The 22,672-nt window shown below is 40.2% G+C and carries 20 protein-coding genes; 9 read left to right on the top strand and 11 right to left on the bottom strand.

The features are described 5' to 3' along the window. Nucleotides 1-176: 176 nt before the first annotated feature. Entirely contained in the window at nt 177-1,451 is a 1,275-nt protein-coding gene (locus CWC11_RS14690) for a purine-cytosine permease family protein (RefSeq protein WP_138683303.1), read from the top strand. A 40-nt stretch (nt 1,452-1,491) separates the two neighbouring features. On the opposite strand, the gene CWC11_RS14685 is transcribed toward CWC11_RS14690, so the two are convergent. Beyond that, nucleotides 1,492-2,010: an Lrp/AsnC family transcriptional regulator gene (locus CWC11_RS14685; RefSeq protein ID WP_138683302.1), complete on the bottom strand. Its 519-nt coding sequence runs from the start codon at nt 2,008-2,010 to the stop codon at nt 1,492-1,494. A 196-nt stretch (nt 2,011-2,206) separates the two neighbouring features. Here CWC11_RS14685 and CWC11_RS14680 point away from each other — a divergent pair, with 196 nt between their 5' ends. The 3 genes from CWC11_RS14680 to CWC11_RS14670 all read left to right on the top strand — a co-directional run bounded on the left by CWC11_RS14680 (nt 2,207) and on the right by CWC11_RS14670 (nt 6,856). Next, entirely contained in the window at nt 2,207-4,351 is a 2,145-nt protein-coding gene (locus CWC11_RS14680; protein ID WP_138683301.1) for a TonB-dependent receptor, read from the top strand. A 73-nt stretch (nt 4,352-4,424) separates the two neighbouring features. Further along, a complete protein-coding gene (locus CWC11_RS14675; RefSeq protein ID WP_138683300.1) occupies nt 4,425-5,537 on the top strand; it encodes an S-methyl thiohydantoin desulfurase family protein in 1,113 nt (370 codons plus the stop codon). 203 nt (nt 5,538-5,740) lie between these two features. Then, the gene (locus CWC11_RS14670; RefSeq protein WP_138683299.1) at nt 5,741-6,856 is read left to right on the top strand and encodes a GGDEF domain-containing protein; all 1,116 of its coding nucleotides are present in this window, start codon (nt 5,741-5,743) and stop codon (nt 6,854-6,856) included. Here the strand turns inward: CWC11_RS14670 and CWC11_RS14665 are convergent. Continuing rightward, a complete protein-coding gene (locus CWC11_RS14665) occupies nt 6,853-8,037 on the bottom strand; it encodes a BaiN/RdsA family NAD(P)/FAD-dependent oxidoreductase (protein WP_138683298.1) in 1,185 nt (394 codons plus the stop codon). The genes CWC11_RS14670 and CWC11_RS14665 overlap by 4 nt on opposite strands. A 329-nt stretch (nt 8,038-8,366) precedes the next feature. Here CWC11_RS14665 and CWC11_RS14660 point away from each other — a divergent pair, with 329 nt between their 5' ends. After that, complete coding sequence (locus tag CWC11_RS14660; protein WP_138683297.1) at nt 8,367-10,493, top strand: S8 family peptidase; 2,127 nt, start codon at nt 8,367-8,369, stop codon at nt 10,491-10,493. Between the two features lie 121 nt (nt 10,494-10,614). Here CWC11_RS14660 and rpmG read toward each other — a convergent pair whose 3' ends face one another. The 3 genes from rpmG to radC all read right to left on the bottom strand — a co-directional run bounded on the left by rpmG (nt 10,615) and on the right by radC (nt 11,963). Beyond that, entirely contained in the window at nt 10,615-10,770 is a 156-nt protein-coding gene (gene rpmG / locus CWC11_RS14655; RefSeq protein WP_004587947.1) for a 50S ribosomal protein L33, read from the bottom strand. An 11-nt stretch (nt 10,771-10,781) separates the two neighbouring features. After that, a complete protein-coding gene (gene rpmB, locus CWC11_RS14650; protein WP_006793236.1) occupies nt 10,782-11,018 on the bottom strand; it encodes a 50S ribosomal protein L28 in 237 nt (78 codons plus the stop codon). Between the two features lie 270 nt (nt 11,019-11,288). After that, on the bottom strand, nt 11,289-11,963 hold the full coding sequence (gene radC / locus CWC11_RS14645) for a RadC family protein (protein ID WP_138683296.1): 675 nt from the start codon (nt 11,961-11,963) through the stop codon (nt 11,289-11,291). A gap of 143 nt (nt 11,964-12,106) precedes the next feature. Between radC and coaBC the strand changes: the two genes are divergently transcribed. From coaBC to CWC11_RS14630, 3 genes are all read left to right on the top strand, one after another. Beyond that, on the top strand, nt 12,107-13,300 hold the full coding sequence (coaBC, locus tag CWC11_RS14640) for a bifunctional phosphopantothenoylcysteine decarboxylase/phosphopantothenate--cysteine ligase CoaBC (RefSeq protein WP_138683295.1): 1,194 nt from the start codon (nt 12,107-12,109) through the stop codon (nt 13,298-13,300). A 101-nt stretch (nt 13,301-13,401) separates the two neighbouring features. After that, a complete protein-coding gene (gene slmA, locus CWC11_RS14635) occupies nt 13,402-13,989 on the top strand; it encodes a nucleoid occlusion factor SlmA (protein WP_058549423.1) in 588 nt (195 codons plus the stop codon). Nucleotides 13,990-14,120: 131 nt separating this feature from the next. Beyond that, a complete protein-coding gene (locus CWC11_RS14630) occupies nt 14,121-16,889 on the top strand; it encodes a S9 family peptidase (RefSeq protein WP_138683294.1) in 2,769 nt (922 codons plus the stop codon). Nucleotides 16,890-17,199: 310 nt separating this feature from the next. Here the strand turns inward: CWC11_RS14630 and CWC11_RS14625 are convergent, their stop codons facing one another. The 5 genes from CWC11_RS14625 to rplU all read right to left on the bottom strand — a co-directional run bounded on the left by CWC11_RS14625 (nt 17,200) and on the right by rplU (nt 20,104). Further along, a complete protein-coding gene (locus CWC11_RS14625; protein WP_058549421.1) occupies nt 17,200-17,577 on the bottom strand; it encodes a DUF3718 domain-containing protein in 378 nt (125 codons plus the stop codon). A 78-nt stretch (nt 17,578-17,655) separates the two neighbouring features. Further along, nucleotides 17,656-18,147, bottom strand: coding sequence for a type 3 dihydrofolate reductase (gene folA / locus CWC11_RS14620; protein WP_138683293.1), 492 nt, complete (start codon nt 18,145-18,147; stop codon nt 17,656-17,658). A 73-nt stretch (nt 18,148-18,220) separates the two neighbouring features. Next, nucleotides 18,221-19,378 (bottom strand): Obg family GTPase CgtA, encoded by a 1,158-nt coding sequence (gene cgtA, locus CWC11_RS14615; protein WP_138683292.1) that lies wholly within the window; start codon nt 19,376-19,378, stop codon nt 18,221-18,223. Nucleotides 19,379-19,518: 140 nt separating this feature from the next. Further along, the gene (rpmA, locus tag CWC11_RS14610; protein WP_008114963.1) at nt 19,519-19,776 is read right to left on the bottom strand and encodes a 50S ribosomal protein L27; all 258 of its coding nucleotides are present in this window, start codon (nt 19,774-19,776) and stop codon (nt 19,519-19,521) included. A gap of 16 nt (nt 19,777-19,792) precedes the next feature. Then, a complete protein-coding gene (rplU, locus tag CWC11_RS14605) occupies nt 19,793-20,104 on the bottom strand; it encodes a 50S ribosomal protein L21 (protein WP_004587921.1) in 312 nt (103 codons plus the stop codon). A 422-nt stretch (nt 20,105-20,526) separates the two neighbouring features. Here rplU and ispB point away from each other — a divergent pair, with 422 nt between their 5' ends. Continuing rightward, nucleotides 20,527-21,498 (top strand): octaprenyl diphosphate synthase, encoded by a 972-nt coding sequence (ispB, locus tag CWC11_RS14600; RefSeq protein WP_138683291.1) that lies wholly within the window; start codon nt 20,527-20,529, stop codon nt 21,496-21,498. Nucleotides 21,499-21,592: 94 nt separating this feature from the next. Here the strand turns inward: ispB and mdh are convergent, their stop codons facing one another. Then, nucleotides 21,593-22,525, bottom strand: coding sequence for a malate dehydrogenase (gene mdh, locus CWC11_RS14595; protein WP_058549417.1), 933 nt, complete (start codon nt 22,523-22,525; stop codon nt 21,593-21,595). Nucleotides 22,526-22,672: the final 147 nt, after the last annotated feature.

The raw sequence follows: 22,672 nt of genomic DNA, 5'->3' as shown, positions 1-22,672 counted from the left end.
CAAAGATCAACACGCCCTAGCGCTTTTAAAGTACATAATAACAATCACTGCAAAATATAATTTTGTGCACGCCCTGCTTTTAAAACCTAATATTTTGAATAATGCGCCAATAGTAAAAAATTTTGCACGCCAGCGGCGTATAGTTATATAAAAGATGATAAAAAAGAGAACAGGTAATGCCTAACGGGAACGACCCCCACACAATTAACCCCAAAGAATTAGTTGCTTGGCCGCGTATTGCAGCCATAGCCGCAATGCTCAGTTTTTCGCTGCCCACTTTTATCACCGGCCTAGAAATACATCAAAGTTCGAGTGTGAGCAATACGCTTTGGGCATTAGTTATTGGCTCAGTTATTTTAACAATTATTGGTGGCGCCATGGGCACCATAGGTGTAAAAAGCCGCTTAAGCTCTTATTTATTAGTAAAAATAGCGTTTGGTAATGCCGGCGCAGGCATAGTTAATATAGCTTTTGCCCTATCTTTAATTGGCTGGTTTGGCGTAAATATTGATTTGTTTTCTAATGCGGTAGTGCGCTTACTTAGCGCTGAGTTTAATATTATTGTGCCTGAATGGCCCATCGATATAGCCGCAGGCTGCGCAATGCTTATAACCACATTGTACGGGTTTAAAGCGATTAACGTGCTAGCCTCAATAATGATCCCCATTTTAGCCGCAGTAACAGGCATGATGCTATTTGGCGCCCTCGATACTATGCCGCTGGTTGATTTTATTAATTTAGAAAAATCAGCGCAGCTTTCGCTTGAAGATGGTGTAGCTGCAATTGTTGGCAGTGTTATTATTGGCGCAATAATATTACCCGATATAACCCGCTTTTCTAAACAAAAAAGTGGCGGTGTGTATACCTCATTTATTGCTTATATGGTTATTGAGCTGTTGGTTATTTTTGTAGCGGTGTTTGCCGCAGCCGCCATGCAAGAAACTGAAATATTAAGTTTAATGCTTGCACTCAACTTGGGGTTTTCGGCGTTTTTTATTGTGATTGCAGGCAGCTGGATTTTGAACTCGTTAAATCTATACAGTACCGCACTGAGTGTAGAGGCTACCTTCCCGCATTGGCATAAAAAATGGGGTATTGTGTTATTAGGTGTAGTGGGAATTGGTGCTGCATTTATTAATATTTTAGATATGTTTATAAGCTTTTTAGCGTTTTTATCTGACATTTTTGTACCGGTAGCGGGCGTTATTATTGTTGATGCAATTTTCATAAAACCCCACGCTTATAATGCAAAAACGCTTATAAATAATAGTAACTTTTCTATGCCCGCGTTCACAGCTTGGTTTGTAGGTGCAGCGTATGCGGTAGGTAATGGGCCTGTATTTAATGTATCAATCAGTGGTATTACAGTGATTGATGCCATTATTTTAACAGCAATTATTTATAGCTTATTTGTAAAAGCCGCTTCGGCAAAACCGGTTATTCAACAATAACTGCAAAATGTATACAGGCGCTTTTTAGCGCCTGTATACATTACCCTTCGGTATTTATTTTCATTTCATCTCGCCACTTTAGCTTTTCAAGCGGGTAGCCTAAAAAGAACTTAGCGCGCTCAAGCACAATACGTGTAGTGAGCTTTTTAATCGTGTAATCTTTACTGCCGGTCAGCCTATCGCACATTGCATTAAGTGCTGCAATATCGGCAAAACAACAAAAAGAAATATAATCAATATCGCCACTCAATTGCATACAATCCATTATTTCGGGAATATTTCGTATATCGGCTAAAAACTTACGCCGCGCTGCTAGGTTGTTGTCCTCTAGCGTAAATTCCATGTAGGAAAATACGTGTTCACATATTTGCTCTAAATTAATATCCGCATGAAAGGTTCTAAAGTACCCTGCCTCTTTTAGCGCTTTTACTCGCTGAAAGCACGCACTGGGCGATAGGTTAACCTGCTCGGCTAATTCAACGTTTGTTAGATCAGCAGTAAGGTGCAAAATTGCTAATATTTTTTGATTGTACCTGTCTATTTTTATCGTTTTTTTCATAACCAATTTCACATTGAATAATATTTAATTTTGTAAATTACAGGTCAATAGATACATAAATTTACGCGCTTAAGTGGCATTTTCAACAATTTGTGTGTGCTGTATTGAAGCTTTACAAAATATTATTTTGTCTGAAAAAGCGACAATATTTGTAACTAAGTAACATCACCTTGATAGTGACATTAGGACATAGAACATGAGCAGATACAACAGAATAAGCTTTCGTAAAACACTATTAGCATCGGCAGTAAGTTTGTCGTGCATAAATTATGTGCATGCGCAAGAACAACAACAAACAGTAACTGACACCATAGAGAAAATTTCTGTGATTTCGCGCGGGCGTGTTGAGTCAATTCAAAATGTACCCGACTCTGTTACTGCATTTAGCGCCGAAACAATAGAGAAATCACGTATTACTAATTTTCGTGATGTTGCCAACATGACTCCTAATTTATCGCAGCTCGATAACTTTAGACCCGGCCTTGCCCGTATTACTATTCGTGGTTTAATTACACCGCAGGTAGGCGATCCACCATTAGCGTTTGTAGTTGATGGTGTTACCGCCCCCGATTTAGAGTTTATAAACCAAGATCTAGTAGATATTGAACGTATTGAAGTTATGCGTGGTGCACAAGGCGCACTTTATGGCCGAGGCGCCATTGGCGGTGCAGTGATTGTGACGACCAAAAAACCAATTGAAGACTTTGAAGGCAAAATTAAAGGCTCAATAGGTAATGGCAACACGTATAATTTGAATGCGGTTGTGTCTGGCTCTCTAAACGATGAAAACACCGCTTATTTTAGAGCCGGTGGTTACATTAAAGATGCCGACGGGCTAATTAAAAATACCTATACAGGCGATTACGCCGACCCGTTAAAAGAGCAATCGGTTTTTTCTCAGTTAGAGTTTGAGCTAAGCGAAGACACATCAATAAACCTAAAAGGTAAATACACCTCAAGCGAAGCTGGGTTTGCTTACTACCAAGGGGTGAACGATGACACCATTGAAGACTTTTCAATTAACACCTCACAAAATATCATTAACCAAGATGAGCGTGATGTGTATGAGCTAAGCGCTAAGCTTACCCAACATTATGATTTAGGTAAGCTTGAGTTTGTAACCGCGTATAGCAATTCAGAAAACGAGCACTTTTACGATGGCGACTACTCAGCTGATGCCACCTTTATTGACGAAGATGGCTTTTTTAGAGCCCCGTTTGGCACCGAAGGGCTATACGATATTGAATCGTTAACGGTAGAATCACGATTTATATCAGAGTCTGATCAGGCATTTAGGTGGTCAGTGTCGGCGTTTTATCAACAGCGCGACCGCGATACTGCCGTATTATTTTACGATGATTTTACCGATGCCGAAGTTTTAACGCGTGCAGATTTTGCCAACGACGAGCCCTACCTTTCAATTATCGATAACAACAGCAGTGATGCATGGGCACTTGCCGGGCAATTTAATTACGATATAAACGAGCAATTAGAGCTTACTGGCGCTATGCGCTACGATCACGACACCCGCGAGTCGTTCGACCCTACCAACAAAGACGCCACATACGCTAAAAAGTCATTTAGTCAGTTACAACCAAAGGTGACCTTAGCGTATCAAATGAATGACGACCTGCTACTTTACACAGGCTATTCGCGAGGTTTTAGAAGTGGTGGTTTTAACGAGCCCGCTGACGGTATTAGCCGCACCTTTGATAAAGAAGTTTCTGACAGCTACGAAATGGGGTTTAAAACATCACTTTTTGATAACAAAATCACCTTAAATGGCGCCGCATTTATTATTGAACAAGATGATGCGCAATTTACCCAATTTAATGTAGATACCTACACCCTAGAAAACCTTTCTATTGATGAAGTGCAAACCAAAGGCTTAGAGCTTGAAGCTGCATACGCTGCCACCAACAATCTAAGTATTAATTTTAGCGCCGGCATTATCGATTCAGAAATTAAACGCTTTGCACTGCGCCCTGAGCTTGCTGGCAGGCCACAGTTTTGGGTGCCTGAATACAACTACGGGCTTTCGGCAAATCATAACTTAGCACTAAACCAAGAATGGTCATTGTTCTCGCGCGCCGAGCTGTTAATTGAAGGCCCTAAAACATTCAGCATTGATATTCCTGATGTTGAGTCGTCGCGTTATACCTACTTAAATGCAGGTGTAGGACTTAAGTCAGATCAATGGACTGTTCAAGTTTACGTAGACAACTTAACAGATGAGCGCGCCATTGAAGATATTTTCTTATTTGGCGATGGCGTAACAGAGCTTGCCCGCCAACCTAATAAGCCACACAGTTACGGCATAGAGCTAAGCTACGACTTTTAATGTATTTCATCTTATACAGCAGGTATGCCTTTGGGTGCCTGCTGTTTTTTAGTTAACTAATAGCGATACACACATGCAAATTCTTAATCGTGAACAACTTATTGATATTTTATACGGCTGCGCTATTTTAGGTACTGGCGGCGGCGGTGAGCTAAGTGAAGGCATTGCATACATTGACGAAGCACTAGCACAAGGTAAAACCTTTAAGCTCATTAGTGCTGATGAAGTACCGCCAGGGGAGCTGGTATGTACACCTTATATTTTAGGGGCAATATCACCTTTAAGTGAGCAAGAAGAGCGCGCTTATGCAAACCTGCCACGTACAAACAAACATGCTATTTTGGCCGCTTACCAGCGAGCTCTACAATACACAAGTAATGATGCTATTTATGGCACTATTTGTTGTGAGCTTGGCGGCTCCAATACCGCAGTATCGTTTTACTTAGCTGCAATGTTTGACGGCTACATTATTGATGCCGACCCCGCTGGGCGCGCAGTACCAGAGATCACCCACTCAACCTATTACTTAAATAACTTACCCGCAGCGCCCATTATTACCGCTAATGAATTTGGTGAGTGCTTTATTTGTGAAAATGTAATGGATGACTTACGCGCCGAAACAGTCGTGCGAGCGCTGGCTAAAATTAGCCGTAACGACATAGCAGCTATTGACCATATTTTACCAATTGAGCAAATGAAGGACGCGATTATTCACGGCACAATTAGTAAAGCGCTCAAACTAGGTAAAGCAATGCGTAAAGCCAACGAGCAGCACGCTAATACCGCGCAAGTAATCGCACAGCATGGTGGTGGTTTTGTTGCCTTTGAAGGCCAAGTAAGTGCATATAAATTTAATACCGTAGAAGGTTTTACGCTCGGAGAAGTGACCCTTATAGGAGCTGGCGAATTTGTAAATAACAGCTACAAAATAACAGTTAAAAACGAGAACATGGCCGGGTTTTTAAATGAGGAAGTTCACGTAACCATACCCGATTTAATATGCTGTATTAATACCCAAACAGGGACTCCCATTACCAATCCAAATTACGAGTTTGGCATGCAAGTAGCGGTTGTAATTTTACCAGCACCAAAGGAGTTTACAGGCCCTAAAGGTTTAGAAATATTTGGTCCACAATACGCTGGCGTTAATAGCGATTATATTCCAGCAGTGAAAGCTAGTTTATAAGCCAGTTTATTTTTAGTCATAATTTTTAAGGCCTAATGGGGTTAGACTCTTTAGGCTTTACTGTTATAAAGATGTAAGTCTGCAGCGCTGCCATAACCGAAAATTTATATATTGGCTTCTTAATAAAGCTAAAAAACTATAATAAAAACCCTTTCTAAGTAATAATCTCTATATTAAAAGTGTGCGCTAATGGAGCATTTAATATGTTAGGTTTTTGGTATAAGGAATTTCCGCAATATCCTAAAGATCATAAAGACTTTTGGCGCACTCGCTTAATTGCTCATTTCTTACTCATTACAACCAGCTACTTTTTAGTATTAACCCTGCTTAATCTCTTTTACTTTGCAAGTTACAAAATTGCGCTTATTGATGCTTTTGGCCTGTTTATATCGCTCGGAATTTATACTTGGTTTAATAAAACTGCCAATGTAAATATAGCGGCTTGGGCCGTGACATTAATGATTGTAAGCTTAATTTTAATGTTTGTGATTTCTGTTGGAGGCCATGCCCACTCTTTATTTTGGGCCACGCTTATTCCGCCATTCACATTTTTTTTAGTAGGCAGAAATTGGGGGAGTATATTTAGTGCAGTCGCTTTTAGTGTTTGTGTGTATCTAGTTTACTTACAACAACAGCAAACCATAACAATTGGCTTAGGTTCTTTATTTAACCTTATTGAAGTAAGCCTTGCGCATATTTTAATTTTTAGGTTTTATGAAAAAACCCGTTTTTCAGCCTACCAACATTTAGCAACGCGTAATATAGAGATACAACACTTAGCTGAGACAGACAAATTGACTGGCCTGTATAATAGACAAAAATTTGATTCTGAATTATCGCAATTAATTGCTGAAAATGAGAAATCAGAAACATCTTATTTCTTACTTGTATGCGATATAGATCACTTTAAAAATGTAAATGATACATACGGACATCTTGTAGGTGATCGTGTACTTAGCGAGTTTGCTAATATACTAAAAGATAAGCTACCACCTAACACATTAATTGCTCGCTGGGGTGGTGAAGAGTTTACTATTATCTTAGCTGAAAAATCACTTACTGATGCAACAACACAAGCCAATCAATTAAAAAAGTATATTAAAGAAAACCCTGTAGCAAACATTCCAATAACAATTAGTATTGGCGTAACCCACATTAAGTTTGACAGCACCGTACTTAATACTTTAGATCAAGCCGATAAAGCACTTTACACAGCTAAAAAGAATGGCCGAAACTTAGTGTATGTAAGCGATAATAATACAATTAGCGCTTACCAAGACTCTATAAAACAACCAAATATAAGTAGTGTTAATATTTAAGCATATTGCCCTGCAGCAAATCCACAGCTCCATGCATATTGGAAGTTGTACCCCCCAAGCCAACCCGTTACATCGGTTACTTCGCCTATAAAATATAGGCCTTTGGCTTTTTTAGCTTCAAACGTTTTAGAACTGAGCTCGTCGGTATCAACACCACCCAAAGTTACCTCAGCCGTACGATAACCCTCTGTGCCATTAGGTTTTATTTGCCACGCGTGAATATAATTGACCAGCTCATCAATTTGAGTATGGGTAAGCTGATTAATATTACAATCAGGAATAGCTTTGCTGTCGTGTAGTATTTCTATAAAGCGTTTAGGTAAAATAGTCGCCAAGCTATTTTTTAATGACTTTTGAGGTTGTGTTTCTCGCCAATCAGTCAGTTGCTGTTTTAAATCAAGTTCAGGGAGCAAGTTTATGGTTACGGCCTGCCCTGCTCGCCAAAACGAGCTTATTTGCAATATGGCGGGCCCCGACAAACCACGGTGAGTAAACAAAATATTCTCTTTAAATACTGTGCCGTCTTCGCTTGAAACTTCGCACGGCACACTAATGCCTGACAGTCCTTCAAAGCGTTCTTTATCATGTTGGTGCAAAGTAAATGGCACAAGCGCCGCCATGGTAGGTAATACTTTTAAGCCAAACTGCTCTGCAATTTTATAGCCTATGGGTGAAGCGCCAAGCTTAGGCATTGTTAAACCGCCCGATGCAATAACTAACGACTCGCATGTCAAGGTTTCTTGCTCTGTAGTAACGCTATAGCCAGATTCCGTTTTAGAAACGCTTAACACTTCGCTACGTAATTTAATATTAACACCCGCCCACTCGCACTCAGTTAGTAGTATATCTACAATATCTTGCGCGCTGTTATCGCAAAAAAGTTGGCCTAGGGTTTTGTGGTGATAAGCCAAACCATGGCGATCCACTAGCTCAACAAAGTCGTGTTGCGTGTAACGGCTTAGGCACGATTTAACAAAATGAGGGTTGCCGCATAGGTAGTTTTCGGGGCTAGCATTTTCGTTTGTAAAATTACAACGCCCTCCACCACTTATTAAAATTTTTCGGCCTGTTTTTTTACCCATATCAAGCACTGTAACGCTTCGGCCTCGGTAGCCTGCTTGTGCAGCGCTCATTAACCCGGCTGCACCTGCGCCAATAACAATTACATCTACTTGATTCATTACTTTACCCTACTAAAAAATTTTTCAGATTATAGCAAATATTAACTAAACACCTTGAATAGAATTTATTGTTAGAAATATAGCAACAAATGTAATCGTGGTTAGTTATGCCTTTTCGATAAAAGGACAAATTAACTAATACTAAAAACTTATTTTGTTATTTAATCACAAATACTAAAAGGCGTTAAAAGCACGGGTACACTAAGTTATAACCAAATGAAATAGGTACATAAGTAATTGGTATTTTAAACTTATTAACAGATCATTTACCTTTGTTTCTGTTTCGTAATCGCTGATTACGAATTTACTAATAACAACTAGGGATAATTATGACAACAAGTAATAACTTCAAAAAATGTGCTATTGCACTAACGGTAAGTACACTTTTTGCTGCTAGCTCAAGCATGGCTCAATCTGTCTCAACATCAATGGCAGAAACATCTGCAAAACTACAAACCCAAACCGGTTTTGAGACTCAGTTTATTATTAAATACAAAAACAATAATAATGAAATGGCGAGTATTTCTAGTACAGACGCGAGCCCTTCAAATATGAAGAAGCGTGCACAGAGCTTTGTAAAAAACTTCGCATCTAAAAAAGGAAAAGTAAAAGCGAAGTATATTCGTGCTATGGCACTTAATAACCATCACGTTATGCGTGCAGACAAAAAACTAAGCGCTGAAGAAGCACAAGAATTTATGCAAGAAATGGTGGCTTCTGGCAATGTTGAATACATTGAAGTGGATCAAATGTTAAAGCCGTTCGCAACGCCTAACGATCCTCGCTATGGCGATCAATGGCACTACTACGAACAAGCAGGTGGTTTAAATTTACCGACCGCTTGGGATACAGCAACAGGTAGCGGCGTAGTGGTTGCGGTACTTGATACAGGTTACCGTCCGCATGCAGACTTAAACGCTAACATTTTACCTGGTTACGATATGATCTCTAACCTGTCGGTCGCAAATGATGGCGGCGGTCGCGATAGTGATGCACGCGATCCAGGCGATGCCGTTGCGGCAAACGAATGTGGTAGTAATGCAGCCCAAGGCTCTAGCTGGCATGGGACTCACGTTGCAGGTACGGTTGCTGCAGTAACTAATAATGGCGAAGGTGTAGCAGGTGTTGCTTACGACGCAAAGGTTGTTCCGGTACGAGTACTGGGTAAATGTGGTGGTTTAACATCAGATATTGCTGATGGCATTATTTGGGCTTCTGGTGGAAGCGTGTCTGGCATTCCGGCAAACTCAAACCCTGCCGATGTAATTAACATGAGTTTAGGTGGCAGCGGCTCGTGTAGCTCTACTACTCAAAATGCGATTAACACAGCACGTAGTAATGGTACTGTGGTTGTTATTGCTGCAGGTAACGATAACGATAATTCAGCAAACTACAACCCAGGTAACTGTAGCGGTGTAGTAAACGTGGCATCGGTAGGCCGTAACGGCGGACGTGCATATTACTCAAACTACGGTAGCAATATTGATGTTGCAGCACCGGGTGGCGCGCAAAGCTTTGCGAATGACTCTGAAGGTGTTCTTTCTACTTATAATTCAGGTTCTTCTACACCGTCAAGCGATAGCTATGCCTTCTCTCAAGGTACATCAATGGCAGCTCCTCATGTGGCCGGTGTAGCAGCTCTTATAAAACAAGCTAAGCCTAATGCTACACCTGATGAAATTGAAAGTATTTTAAAATCAACTACTCGTTCATTTTCAGCAACATGTACTAGTTGTGGTACAGGTATTGTTGATGCAGCGGCAGCAGTTGCAGCTGCCAGTGGCACCACTACTCCACCAACTGGCGGAGATAATGAACTTGTTGATGGCGAAGCTAAAACAGGGTTAAGCGGCGCAGCAAATGCACAAGCATACTACACAATGACCGTACCAAGTGGTGCTACTAACGTAACATTTACTATGAGCGGCGGTACAGGTGATGCTGACTTATACGTACGTGCAGGTAGCCAACCAACAACATCAAGCTATGATTGTCGCCCATACAAAGGTGGTAATAGTGAAGAGTGTTCTATTGATAGCCCTGCAGCAGGTACATACCATGTAATGCTTCGTGGCTACTCGGCATACTCAGGCGTAAGCTTAGTGGGTAATATTGCGGGTGGTTCTACAGGTGGCGGTTCAAGCACGCCTGAAGCCGGTGGCGGTACTATAAGTGATGTTAGTGCAACCACAGGTAACTGGAAACATTACACATTAGATGTGCCAGCAGGTATGAGTACATTTACTGTAACAACCTCTGGTGGTAGTGGTGATGCCGATCTATTTGTTAAATACGGCAGCCAACCTACAACTTCTAGCTACGATTGTCGTCCGTATAAAAATGGTAACGCCGAAACATGTACGTTTAGCAATCCACAAGCGGGAACTTGGCACTTAAGCGTAAATGCTTACAGTACCTTTTCTGGTTTGACGCTTAGCGGACAATACCAACCATAATATTCCCTTCCCTGGGAGAAAAGGCCGAGCTAGTTAGCTCGGCCTTTTTATTTGTACTTAAATTACAAAAACAAAAAACCCAGCATAAGCTGGGTTTTTATATTCTGAAAGAAAACTAAAATTACTTGATTTTAGCTTCTTTGAAAATCACATGTTTACGAGCCTTAGGATCGAACTTTTTGATTTCCATTTTTTCAGGCATGTTACGCTTGTTTTTGTCGGTAGTGTAGAAGAAACCAGTACCAGCAGTTGAAACTAAACGGATTTTATCGCGCATAATTCAATACCTTAAACTTTTTCGCCGCGAGCACGGATTTCTGTAAGAACCGCGTCGATGCCTTTTTTATCGATAATACGCATACCTTTAGTAGTAGTGCGTAATGTTACAAAACGTTTTTCACTTTCAACCCAAAAACGGTGTGTTTGTAGGTTAGGTAGGAAACGACGTCTAGTCGCGTTTCTCGCGTGTGAACGGTGATTACCAACCGCTGGACGCTTACCTGTAACTTGACATACTTTAGACATGTCTATATATCTCCAATAACTTCGCTCGAGCTTAATTTAACCTAAGGCCATGTATTTGTGCCCTAGATAAATCGAAGGGCGCTCTTTATACAGCTTTTACAGGCAAAGATCAAATACTGATCTATCCAACCAGCTCATATGTAAATTTGATAGCGGCTAATTATAAAGATCGAATGCCCTTAGGGAAAGTAAAAACTGCATTTAAATTAAACTAATTTGCTAAAACGTCCCAAACCGCTCATTTTTAACACACTTCTTCACCAAGCAACATTAAATAAGGCCTCTTTGCGCGAACGAAACACAGGTTTCGCCGCCAACAATGATGTGATCAAGCACACTTATGTCAACTAATTGCAGTGCTTGTTGCAATTTATTAGTAATAAGTTTGTCAGCTTGGCTTGGTTCTGCAATTCCACTTGGGTGATTATGTGCAAAAATAACTGCGGCTGCATTATTTTTAAGTGCTGCTTTAACGACTTCTCTTGGGTAAACACTGGCCGAATTAATTGTTCCATAAAAAAGCACCTCGTCTTTGAGTAGCCTATTTTGACTATCGAGGTATAGCACCATAAAAACTTCCTGCTGCAAACCACGCATTTGAATTGTTAGGTAATCGTATACTGAATCTGGTGAGTTAAATACAGCCCCACGCTGACAGCGCTCTTGCATATAACGCTGACTTAGCTCAAGCACCGCTTGTAATTGTACATATTTGGCAGTACCAAGACCTTTTTGAGCGCAAAACTCTTCTTGGCTGGCATTAAATAAATTATGTAACGTTTGATTTTCGTTAAGCAGATGCTGAGCAAGTTCTATCACGTTCATTCCTGGCAGACCTGTGCGTAAAAATATAGCAAGTAACTCGGCATCACTTAGCGCTTTAGGGCCTTTTGCAATGAGTTTTTCGCGTGGGCGCAGTGAATTTGGTAGCGATGTTAATTGCATTATTCATCCTTGAGGAGCCAAAGTGTCTTATAACTGTAATGCAAATTTTAAAATTAGCCTGATTATTTCAAATTAAAAACTTAGCTGTACGGGTCAAGATTTGTTATTTTAGCCACAATATTAAATAAGACTGATGAACAACCATGATTAACTTAACAAACAAAAAAATTGTACTTGGCATTAGCGGCGGTATTGCAGCTTACAAATGTGCAGAGCTAGTTAGGCGCTTAAAAGACGCAGGTTGTGAAGTAAAAGTAGTCATGAGCGAATCAGCTAAACATTTTATAACGCCACTGACCATGCAAGCAGTAAGTGGAGAAATAGTGTCTGATTCATTACTTGACCCATCAGCAGAGGCTGCAATGGGGCATATTGAATTTGCAAAGTGGGCAGACCTTATTTTGGTGGCACCTGCGACAAGCAATATTATTGCTAAAATGGCGGCAGGTATTGCAGATGACTTACTGACCACACTACTACTTGCCACCCCTGCAAAAGTAGCCGTAGCACCTGCAATGAACCAACAAATGTACGCACACCCAGCTACACAAGCAAATTTAGCCACCTTAAAAGCCCGTAACGTGCTTATTTGGGGGCCAGGTAAAGGTGAACAAGCGTGTGGGGATGTAGGCGCAGGACGCATGCTAGAGCCCCACGAGTTAGTTGCACTTTGTACTGCTAAAGAACAGCCACAAATACTCGCAGGTAAAACAATAACAATTACTGCAGGCCCAACTCGAGAGCCTCTTGATCCAGTGCGTTTTATATCAAACCATAGTTCAGGAAAAATGGGTTACGCTCTAGCACAAGCGGCTCTAGAGCTAGGTGCGCAGGTTAATTTAATTTCAGGGCCGGTAACAATTAAAGCGCCAGCAGGTGTAAATTTAATAAATATTGAAAGTGCTGAGCAGCTATTAAACGAAGCATTAAACTATGCACCGCAGTCAGATGCATTTATTGGCTGTGCAGCAGTTGCCGACTACAGAGCCGCAAATGTTGCAGATCAAAAAATGAAAAAACAAGGTGATGAGCTCACCCTTACACTTGTTAAAAACCCCGATATAATTGCCGCTGTTGCTGCTATTAAAAACAACCGACCTTACACTGTAGGCTTTGCAGCCGAAACTCAAAACGTTGAAAGCTACGCCAAAGGTAAGCTTAAAAATAAAAACTTAGATATGATTTGCGCGAATGACGTATCAAAAAGTGGGCTGGGATTTAACTCTGATCATAATGCTTTAACATTATACTGGCACAATGAAAGCGTAGAATTACCAGCAACGAGTAAAACGCAAATCGCACATCAAGTGATCGAACAGCTCGCTAAACATCTATAAAAATGCTGGAAACAAACTGAATAAAACATTAACATAAGCGACTCATTTGAACAAAAAATGACTGGCCCCAGCTAAGAATAACTAATAAAAAAGGAAGGTTCATGCCTGCGACAAAAAGAAGTAATCGCAAAGAGCAGATACTGCAAGCACTCGCACAAATGTTAGAAACCAGCCCAGGACAACGAATTACCACAGCAAAGCTTGCTGCTGAAGTAGGCGTTTCTGAAGCAGCGCTTTACCGTCATTTTCCTAGTAAAGCACGTATGTTTGAAGGCCTAATTGAGTTTATTGAAGACACACTTTTGTCGCGCATTAACCTTATTTTAGAAAACGAAAAAGAAAGCCAGACACGTATTTACAATATTTTATTATTACTCCTCACCTTTGCTGAAAAAAATCCGGGGATTACTCGCATATTAACCGGCGATGCATTACAAGGTGAACAAGAGCGCCTACGTGAACGTGTACAAGGCTTGTTTGAAAAACTAGAAACTCAGTTTAAACAAGTACTACGCGAGCGAAAACTGCGCGAAGGCAAAACCTTCCAAAGCGATGAGCTTACACTTGCTAACTTTTTGCTTGCGTACGTTGAGGGCAAAATGAATCAATTTGTACGAAGCGACTTTAAAGCAAAGCCTAGTGTACAATTTGAAAAACAATGGCCCGAATTACAAAAAATCTGGCTTTAGTTTTACTAAATTAAACACAAAAAAACGACCTTCGGGTCGTTTTGTCGTATGGAGCTGCCATTTATCTGATCCGCTCGAATTGTGAGCCAAACTCGTTACAATGAAATAATGTCACAATACGAGAACCTATAATGAAAAAAAAGCTCACCTTACTAAGTTCAGCACTTGTTGCTAGCTTAGCCAGCACTGGTATTTACGCAAAAGAATCACTGCAATTTAAAGATGTATTTGATTTTAAATCGGCTAAAAACACGCAGCTATCTGACGATGGCCGTGTACTTACTTTTAGTGCAACGCCATATAGAGGTAATGCTACCGGCGAAGTTTATTCACTTCAAAAAAATAAACTTATTGCACAAATAGAACGCGGCACAAAGCCTTACATCAATAAGGCAGCAAACTGGGTAGCCTTTACTCAAGCACCTAAACTCCTTGAAAAAGAAACCACTAAGAAAAAAGAAACGCTAAAAAATAACTTAATACTCGTTAATACTCAAACAGCTGAGCAGCAAAGTTTTGATGATGTAAAAGATTATAAATTATCTGATGACGGCACTTGGCTTGCCTATCGCTTAAATAAAAAAGACGATGAGCCAAAGGTAGAGCAAAGCGATAATGAAGATAAAGATAAAAATAAAAGTGCTATAACGCCTGATAAAAAAGATAAAACCTATCCGCTCGTTATTGTTAATTTGACCGATAAACGCAGCCACACTATAGATAACGTATTCAGCTACGCCATTAACTCTATGGGTAATCAACTACTCGTTAGCCAAAGCTACAGCGACGGTAATGATAACCAAGTTGCTCTTGTTGAGTTAAATAACTTTACTCTCAGCGCACTAATTGATGAGCCCGGTGTTATTGCTAATACCATAGCGTGGCACCCTACAGAAAATATTGCTGCATTTACATTGGGCAATTATGTAAATGATGATACTCGCCGTCGAAATTATAGCTTGCAGCTATATAAAAATGAGCGGCTATCAACAATAGATTCACCAAATAAAGAATGGGTTATTGGTAAAACGGCATCGCTAGTGTGGTCAGAAAACGGCGAACGCTTATACTTTGAAAACCACCCAAAGCTTGCAGTTAAAGTAAAAGCTAAAGAATACACAGATGAAGCCTCACTTTACGACTTTGACACGATTCGTGAGCATAAAGGGCTGAATGTTTGGCATAACAACGATGCACAAATAAAGCCGCGCGAAGAGCAACAGTGGAATGCCGTTAATAAAAACCGCCATTACAGTGGCGTGTATCATGTTAACTCGCAAAAAGTTGTGCAGCTTAGTAACGAAACAATGCCAGAGCTTGCACTTAATCCTGAGCGAAGTGAATCGCTACTGGGCTCATCTAATATTCCTTACTTAGAAAAAATAATGTACGGAGGCTTCTTTGCTGATTACTTTGCTGTAAATATAAGTACAGGTAAACAAACACCTATTATTAGTAACTCTCCTTTTAGGCCAAGCCTTGCACCTAGCGGTGAATTTGCAGCTTACTTTAGTGATAGCCAAATACAGCTAAAAGATTTAAAAAATAACAAAGTAACCGCGCTTACTAAAGCCATTCAGGCAACGTTTGCCGATGATAAACACGACTACCCTTCAACACAACCTGGGTATGGTTTTGCAGGTTGGATGAACGACAGCAGTAAAGTGCTCGCTTATAGCAAATACGATATTTGGGCATTTGATGTGGACACTCAACAGGCTGAGCGTTTAACCAACGGCAAACAAAGTAATACTCAATATCGAGTTATTAAACTTGATAAAAACCAAGTCGGCTTTGAACAAAACGATACATTACTCGTATCCGCTATTAATTTACAAACAAAGCAAAGTGAAGTTGCTAAACTAGATTTAGGCTCAAATACAATTACAAACGTTCTTAATGGCCAAAAGCGCTTTGATATTGTAAAAAAAGCAAAACATGCCGATAAATATGTATTTACTGAGCAAAGCTACCAACAATACCCTGATTACTACCAAACTGATTTTAGCTTTTCAGCGCCTAAAAAGGTGACTAACTTAAACCCACAAACAGCTAGTTTTGCATGGGGCGAAAAGCCAGAGCTAATAAGCTATAAAGGCTTTGATGGCGAAGATTTACAAGGGGTATTAATCAAACCTGCAGGCTATAAAAAAGGCGATAAAGTACCGGTTGTTGTATACTTTTATCGCTACATGAGCCAGCGCATGTATGATTTTCCTAAAATGGAGCTAAATCACCGTCCTAACTTCCCTATGTTTACATCAAACGGTTACGCTGTATTTTTACCTGATATTCGCTTTGAAATAGGTCACCCGGGTAAATCGTCAACGCAAACCATGATAAACGCCACTCAAAAATTAATAGATTTAGGTATAGCCGACCCAGATAAAATAGGCCTACAAGGGCACTCATGGGCGGGTTATCAAAGTGCATTTATGATCACTCAAACAGATATGTTTAAAGCGGTTGTATCGGGCGCGCCAGTATCAAACATGACCAGTGCTTACAGTGGCATACGTTTAAAATCGGGGCTTGCGCGTCAATTTCAATACGAAACAGGGCAAAGCCGTATAGGTAAAAACTTATTTGAAGCACCCGAGCTTTACATTGAAAACTCACCGGTGTTTTTTGCAGATAAAGTAAATACCCCTATTTTAATTATGTTTGGCGATAAAGACGATGCAGTGCCGTGGCACGAAGGCGTGCAGTACTACCTTGCACTGCGCCGTGCAGGTAAAGACGCGACCTTTTTACAATACGAAGGCGAACCACATCACCTGAAAAAATTTCCTAATCAGGTCGATTTTTCAGTACGTATGATGCAGTACTTTGATCATTACTTAAAAGGCAAACCAGCTGCAAAGTGGATGACACAAGGCGAAGCATTCATTGAAGAGTAAATAATAGCAATCTGCAATAAGACTTAATCAATTTGAGAGATTAAACCTGTCGCTAACTACGTTACAAATTTCTCATTTACGACTGCATGGATGCAGAAGGTAGAGCAATGCAGGAGCAATTGCCGAGAACAACTAAATAACAAAATTTTTGCCTTGTTACCGACACGATTTTCTTACCTAAAATGGATCACCTAATTAAGCTGATTGGTAAAAACCACACTAAAAAGCCGATATTGCATGAGCAATATCGGCTTTTAATATTTTGGCAATAAAAAACCGCGTACTAAACGCGGTTTTTAAAAATAGTTTATTAAAGTCCTGCGCGGTCTTTAATTACAGCTATAAGAGGTGAACCAGCGTGATTGCCTTCAGCCCATGAGATGTCTGCACCATCAGAAAGCGAGCTCTTAGATAGGTTTTTAACTATATACTCACCAGTATCAACTGCGTTACTAGCAACAGCATGGCGAAGCAAGTTATTACCATTACACTGTACTGCATCATAAATGTTACGAATTTTTACACGAGAGCTCTTAAGCTTACTACGTAATCGGTTTTTATCATCTGCAGCAATGTACTCACAAATAGATACCGCTAATTGATCTTCAGCGTTTACAGGTGCTGTATACGAAAACGAACTTACAGCTACAACAGCAGTAAGTACAGCTAGCTTTGGTAATTTAAACATGACAAACCCTTTATGGTACTTTTTTCTTATATCGACTGTTTAATATTGTACCAACTCACCAAAATTTACGCAATAATGTTAACGTTTTTTGTATAAAGTTACGAATTTATAACTAGATTTATTCTTCTCATCAGGAAGATTTTGCACTTCTTCTTCGATATGCCAATTAGCTATTTTATTATAATCAGGAAACTGAGTATCCCCTTTTACATCCAAATCTATAAAGGTTAAATATAAGCGTTCAGCTTTTCCTAAAAACTGCTGATAAATATTTCCGCCGCCGATAATCATTACTTCTTCAACGTCACTAACCAGTTTTAATGCAGCCTCTGGCGTAGTTACTGTTTCAATACCTGGTGCGCTATATTTGTTATTACGCGTAATAATAATATTTCGACGACCGGGTAGAGGACGCCCGATTGACTCAAACGTTTTACGCCCCATGATCACAGGTTTTCCCGTCGTCACTTTTTTAAAGTGCTGTAAATCAGCAGGCAAATGCCATGGCATTTTATTATCGAGGCCAATTACACGATTGTTTGCCATTGCAGCGATCATAGAAATTATCATATTAAACACCTAGTACTTTATTCTTAAACAAAGAAAAAGGAGCATAAGCTCCTTTTTAATAAATTCAGTTTTATTAGCGCTCGTAGACAACTTCTACGTCGTAATCATCTTCATCCCAGTCGTCCCAATCATCATCATTGCCTTTACCTTTAGTGGCTTTTTCATGATAGGTATCCCACTTAAATTCAACTTCTTCATCTTCAACCTGTACAAACTTCTCTTTAGGCATACTATCTAGAAGTGTCATGATGTCGTGAATTAATGGCTGAGTGTGTAGCTTATTAATTGCTGAAATATTATAAATATTTTCAGTTTCGCCTAGCTCTTCTGCAATAGCTGTACATAACGCTTTTGCTTCGTCTTCTGGTAATAAGTCAATTTTATTGAATACTAACCAGCGCGGCTTCTCTGCGAGTTTAGGGCTGTATTGGTGTAACTCATTAATAATGGCAAATGCATTATCTACAGGGTTAGAACCGTCCACTGGCATTACATCAATAATATGCAATAGCACGCGACAACGCTCTAAATGCTTTAAGAAACGAATACCTAAGCCAGCACCATCAGATGCCCCCTCAATTAATCCAGGTATATCTGCTATAACAAATGACTTGTTAGCTTCTGGACGCACAACACCTAAATTAGGAATAAGCGTCGTAAATGGATAATCAGCTACTTTAGGGCGCGCTGCAGATACACTACGAATAAATGTAGATTTACCGGCATTTGGCAAGCCAAGTAGGCCTACATCGGCTAATAGTAGTAACTCTAGTTTTAAGTTACGTACTTCACCCGGTGTACCTAATGTTTTTTGACGAGGAGCACGGTTAGTACTTGATTTAAAACGTGCATTCCCCAAGCCGTGGAAACCACCTTTTGCAACCAATATTCTTTGACCATGTTGAGTTAAATCACCTAGCCCCTCTTGGGTGTCAACATCCATGATTCGTGTGCCAACCGGTACCATAACAAATAAATCATCGGCTTTTTTACCTGTACAGTTACGGCTTCGACCATTTGTGCCACGTTCAGCTCTGTGAAAACGCTCAAATTGATAATCAATTAGGGTATTTAAGTTTTCATCAGCTTGTAGATAAACACTACCACCGTCTCCACCGTCACCGCCATCAGGTCCACCATCTGGTACATATTTTTCACGACGGAAAGACACAATGCCGCTGCCACCGTCTCCAGCTTCTGCGCGGATTTCTACTTCATCTACAAACTTCATGATTACTCACTTTAGGGATTGGCTTGTTTAATAACTCTATTATATACCCAAGCCAACGCAAATGCAGGCTTGGGTATATATTTGACTGGACTACAAAACAAAAAACCCCGCAAAGGCGGGGTTTTTAACTACCTTACTGATTACTCAGCTACGATAGTTACGTATTTACGGTTTAAAGGACCTTTTTGTTCAAATTGAACTTTACCATCTGCTTTTGCGAAGATAGTGTGGTCTTTACCGATACCTACGTTTGCGCCAGGGTGGAAACGAGTTCCACGTTGACGAACAATGATGCTACCCGCTAGAACTGATTCGCCACCAAAACGCTTAACACCTAGGCGTTTGCTTTCTGAATCGCGACCGTTACGAGTACTACCAGCTGCTTTTTTATGTGCCATTTCTAAGTACCTCTAATTAAGCGCTAATGCCAGTGATTTTAACTTCAGTGAACCATTGACGATGGCCCATTTGCTTACGAGAATGCTTACGGCGTCTAAATTTAACAACCTTAATCTTCTCACCGCGACCATGTGAAACAACCTCAGCTGTTACTTTACCACCGTTTACGAACGGTACACCGATCTCGATTTTCTCACCATCAGCAACTAAAAGTACTGAATCAAATTCTACTGCCGCACCAGTTTCAACGTCTAATTTTTCAAGACGAATCGTTTGACCTTCAGTCACACGATGCTGTTTACCACCACTTTGGAAAACCGCGTACATAATTAACTCCGTCTGTGCGCCCTCAAATCGACGCAACTAAAATATTCTTCGATAGGGCGCGAAGTTTACGCTAACGCGAAATAACTAGCAAGCCTATTTTGTAATTAAAATGAATAAAAAGTAGCTGCATTGAGAGCAATTCAATATTTCCCCCATTTTATATTAATTAGGCCTTTTGCCAAGCGCTTTTTAGCCCTTGCTTAAAATTATTTTATGTAGGCAAACAACCCGCCAACAGTACAATAACTAATCGTAACTGATACTGCGATTTGGTTATCAATTAAACAGTTATCTTGGCTAATTCAGTCTAAATTAAGTACTTTAATAGTGTTTTTTCAATCAATCGTCACAAAATATCGAGCTAGTGCATTTTTTGTTGTACAATCTGCGCCGTTCACACATAAAAATTGGCTCGGAGATCAATGGATATAAAAGCTATCCAGGCGTTAATCGAAAGCGATATGAATGACGTCAATCAACTTATACATGCGCAAATGCGCTCAGATGTGGCGTTAGTTAACCAACTAGGTTTATACATTGTAAACAGCGGCGGTAAGCGCGTGCGTCCAATGCTGGCTATATTAGCTGCCAGAGCTTTAGGCTATCAGGGCAAAGATCATATTACGCTTGCAACAATTGTTGAGTTTATTCATACCGCAACGCTATTACACGATGACGTTGTAGATGAGTCTAACTTACGCCGAGGCACACCTACAGCAAATGCTGAATTTGGTAATGCAGCTAGCGTGCTTGTCGGTGACTTTATTTATACTCGCTCTTTTCAGCTAATGGTTGGCCTTGGTAAAATGCAGGTTATGCAGGTCCTAGCGGATGCAACTAACATTATAGCTGAGGGCGAAGTACTGCAATTAATGAACTGCAACGATCCCGATACTACCGAAGCTAGCTACATGCAGGTAATCTATTCTAAAACAGCTAAATTATTTGAAGCGGCTACAGGCCTAGCTGCAATTATTACTGAGCAAGATAAAACAACACTTGAGGCACTTAATTTATACGGTATGCATTTAGGAACCGCTTTTCAGCTTGTTGATGATGTACTCGATTACAATGCAAATGCTGATCAATTGGGTAAAAATATAGGTGATGATTTAGCCGAAGGTAAGCCAACTTTGCCACTTATATATGCAATGCAACATGGCAATACACATCAAACACAATTAATTCGTGATGCTATTGAACACAGTAATGGTATGGAGCATTTAGAAGAGATTTTATCTACGCTCAAACAAACCAATGCGCTTGAGTTTACAATGCAAAAAGCAGAGCTTGAAGCCGATAAAGCGATTGCTTGCTTAGACTTTTTACCTGAATCTGAATACAAACATGCATTAGTCAGCTTAGCCCGTATAGCCGTTGACCGCGATCACTAACCTTAGTACGCCTCTTAATTTTGATTAAGAGTAAACAAATCTCGAGCAACAAAAAAGCCTGCAAATGCAGGCTTTTTTAATACTCAATTGGCTATTACGCCATGAAATCAACACCTTCTTTGATGTCTTTTTTCAGTGTTTCAAGCATATCGTTTTTAGCTTTTTCTTCAAATGCGCTTAGCTCGCCGTAAGAAAGAATTTCTTCTACGCCGTTTTTACCTAAACGTACTGGGTGAGCAAAATACTCTGCATCGCCATTTTCAACAGCAACATATGCGTAATCTACTACGTCTTCACCTTGTAGGCCTTTAACTAAAGACATACAAAAACGTGCAGCAGCAGCACCCATAGATAATGTAGCAGAACCACCACCCGCTTTGGCATTTACAACTTCAGTACCTGCGTTTTGGATACGTGGAGTAAGTGCAGCTACTTCTTCATCAGTAAAGCTTACGCCTTCAACTTGAGAAAGTAGAGGAAGAATAGTTGTGCCTGAGTGACCGCCAATTACTGGTACTTTAACAGTTGCTACGTCTACGCCTTTAAGTTCAGCAACAAAAGCTTCTGAACGAATCACGTCAAGTGTAGTAATACCAAATACGCGTTTAGCGTCGTAAGTACCTGCTTTTTTAAATACTTCAGCAACAATTGGTACAGTGCCGTTTACTGGGTTTGTAATAATACCTACAAACGCTTTAGGACAGCTTGCAACAATACCTTCAGCTAATGTTTTGATGATGCCGGCATTTACGTTGAATAAATCCGCACGATCCATACCTGGTTTACGTGGCATACCCGCTGGGATAAGTACGATATCAGAACCTTCAAGCGCTTTATTTAAATCGTCTGCGCCAAAGCCTGCAACTTTTACATCTGTTGGGATGTGAGAAAGATCAACAGCAACACCTGGTACTACTGGTGCAACATCGTAAAGTGATAATTCAGAGCCAGCTGGTAAGCCTGTTTTTAATAATAAAGACAACGCTTGACCGATACCGCCTGCAGCACCTAATACAGCAACTTTCATTGGAATTCTCCGTAATTTGAGGTAGGAAATATTTGTGGCTCTTAAGATAATGAAATTAGCGACTAAAAACAAATTTATCCTGCTTATTTCAGGTATATTTTCGACCATAGTTGTAAACTTTGCTCGTTTATCGCATCAAACTGGCAA

The organism is Pseudoalteromonas sp. S3178 (genome assembly GCF_005886985.1).
Taxonomy (GTDB): Bacteria; Pseudomonadota; Gammaproteobacteria; order Enterobacterales; family Alteromonadaceae; genus Pseudoalteromonas; species Pseudoalteromonas carrageenovora.
This window is presented reverse-complemented; position numbering and strand designations above follow the sequence as displayed.

What these genes read in the sequence shown, in the direction of transcription:
- rplU (WP_004587921.1), bottom strand. Translation starts at nt 20,104, where the DNA reads ATGTACGCGGTTTTCCAAAGTGGTGGTAAACAGCATCGTGTGACTGAA.
- cgtA (WP_138683292.1), bottom strand. Translation starts at nt 19,378, where the DNA reads ATGAAGTTTGTAGATGAAGTAGAAATCCGCGCAGAAGCTGGAGACGGT.
- CWC11_RS14665 (WP_138683298.1), bottom strand. Translation starts at nt 8,037, where the DNA reads ATGAATCAAGTAGATGTAATTGTTATTGGCGCAGGTGCAGCCGGGTTA.
- radC (WP_138683296.1), bottom strand. Translation starts at nt 11,963, where the DNA reads ATGCAATTAACATCGCTACCAAATTCACTGCGCCCACGCGAAAAACTC.
- CWC11_RS14660 (WP_138683297.1), top strand. Translation starts at nt 8,367, where the DNA reads ATGACAACAAGTAATAACTTCAAAAAATGTGCTATTGCACTAACGGTA.
- mdh (WP_058549417.1), bottom strand. Translation starts at nt 22,525, where the DNA reads ATGAAAGTTGCTGTATTAGGTGCTGCAGGCGGTATCGGTCAAGCGTTG.
- coaBC (WP_138683295.1), top strand. Translation starts at nt 12,107, where the DNA reads ATGATTAACTTAACAAACAAAAAAATTGTACTTGGCATTAGCGGCGGT.
- folA (WP_138683293.1), bottom strand. Translation starts at nt 18,147, where the DNA reads ATGATAATTTCTATGATCGCTGCAATGGCAAACAATCGTGTAATTGGC.
- rpmG (WP_004587947.1), bottom strand. Translation starts at nt 10,770, where the DNA reads ATGCGCGATAAAATCCGTTTAGTTTCAACTGCTGGTACTGGTTTCTTC.
- rpmB (WP_006793236.1), bottom strand. Translation starts at nt 11,018, where the DNA reads ATGTCTAAAGTATGTCAAGTTACAGGTAAGCGTCCAGCGGTTGGTAAT.
- CWC11_RS14685 (WP_138683302.1), bottom strand. Translation starts at nt 2,010, where the DNA reads ATGAAAAAAACGATAAAAATAGACAGGTACAATCAAAAAATATTAGCA.
- CWC11_RS14675 (WP_138683300.1), top strand. Translation starts at nt 4,425, where the DNA reads ATGCAAATTCTTAATCGTGAACAACTTATTGATATTTTATACGGCTGC.
- CWC11_RS14680 (WP_138683301.1), top strand. Translation starts at nt 2,207, where the DNA reads ATGAGCAGATACAACAGAATAAGCTTTCGTAAAACACTATTAGCATCG.
- CWC11_RS14690 (WP_138683303.1), top strand. Translation starts at nt 177, where the DNA reads ATGCCTAACGGGAACGACCCCCACACAATTAACCCCAAAGAATTAGTT.
- CWC11_RS14625 (WP_058549421.1), bottom strand. Translation starts at nt 17,577, where the DNA reads ATGTTTAAATTACCAAAGCTAGCTGTACTTACTGCTGTTGTAGCTGTA.
- slmA (WP_058549423.1), top strand. Translation starts at nt 13,402, where the DNA reads ATGCCTGCGACAAAAAGAAGTAATCGCAAAGAGCAGATACTGCAAGCA.
- CWC11_RS14630 (WP_138683294.1), top strand. Translation starts at nt 14,121, where the DNA reads ATGAAAAAAAAGCTCACCTTACTAAGTTCAGCACTTGTTGCTAGCTTA.
- ispB (WP_138683291.1), top strand. Translation starts at nt 20,527, where the DNA reads ATGGATATAAAAGCTATCCAGGCGTTAATCGAAAGCGATATGAATGAC.
- CWC11_RS14670 (WP_138683299.1), top strand. Translation starts at nt 5,741, where the DNA reads ATGTTAGGTTTTTGGTATAAGGAATTTCCGCAATATCCTAAAGATCAT.
- rpmA (WP_008114963.1), bottom strand. Translation starts at nt 19,776, where the DNA reads ATGGCACATAAAAAAGCAGCTGGTAGTACTCGTAACGGTCGCGATTCA.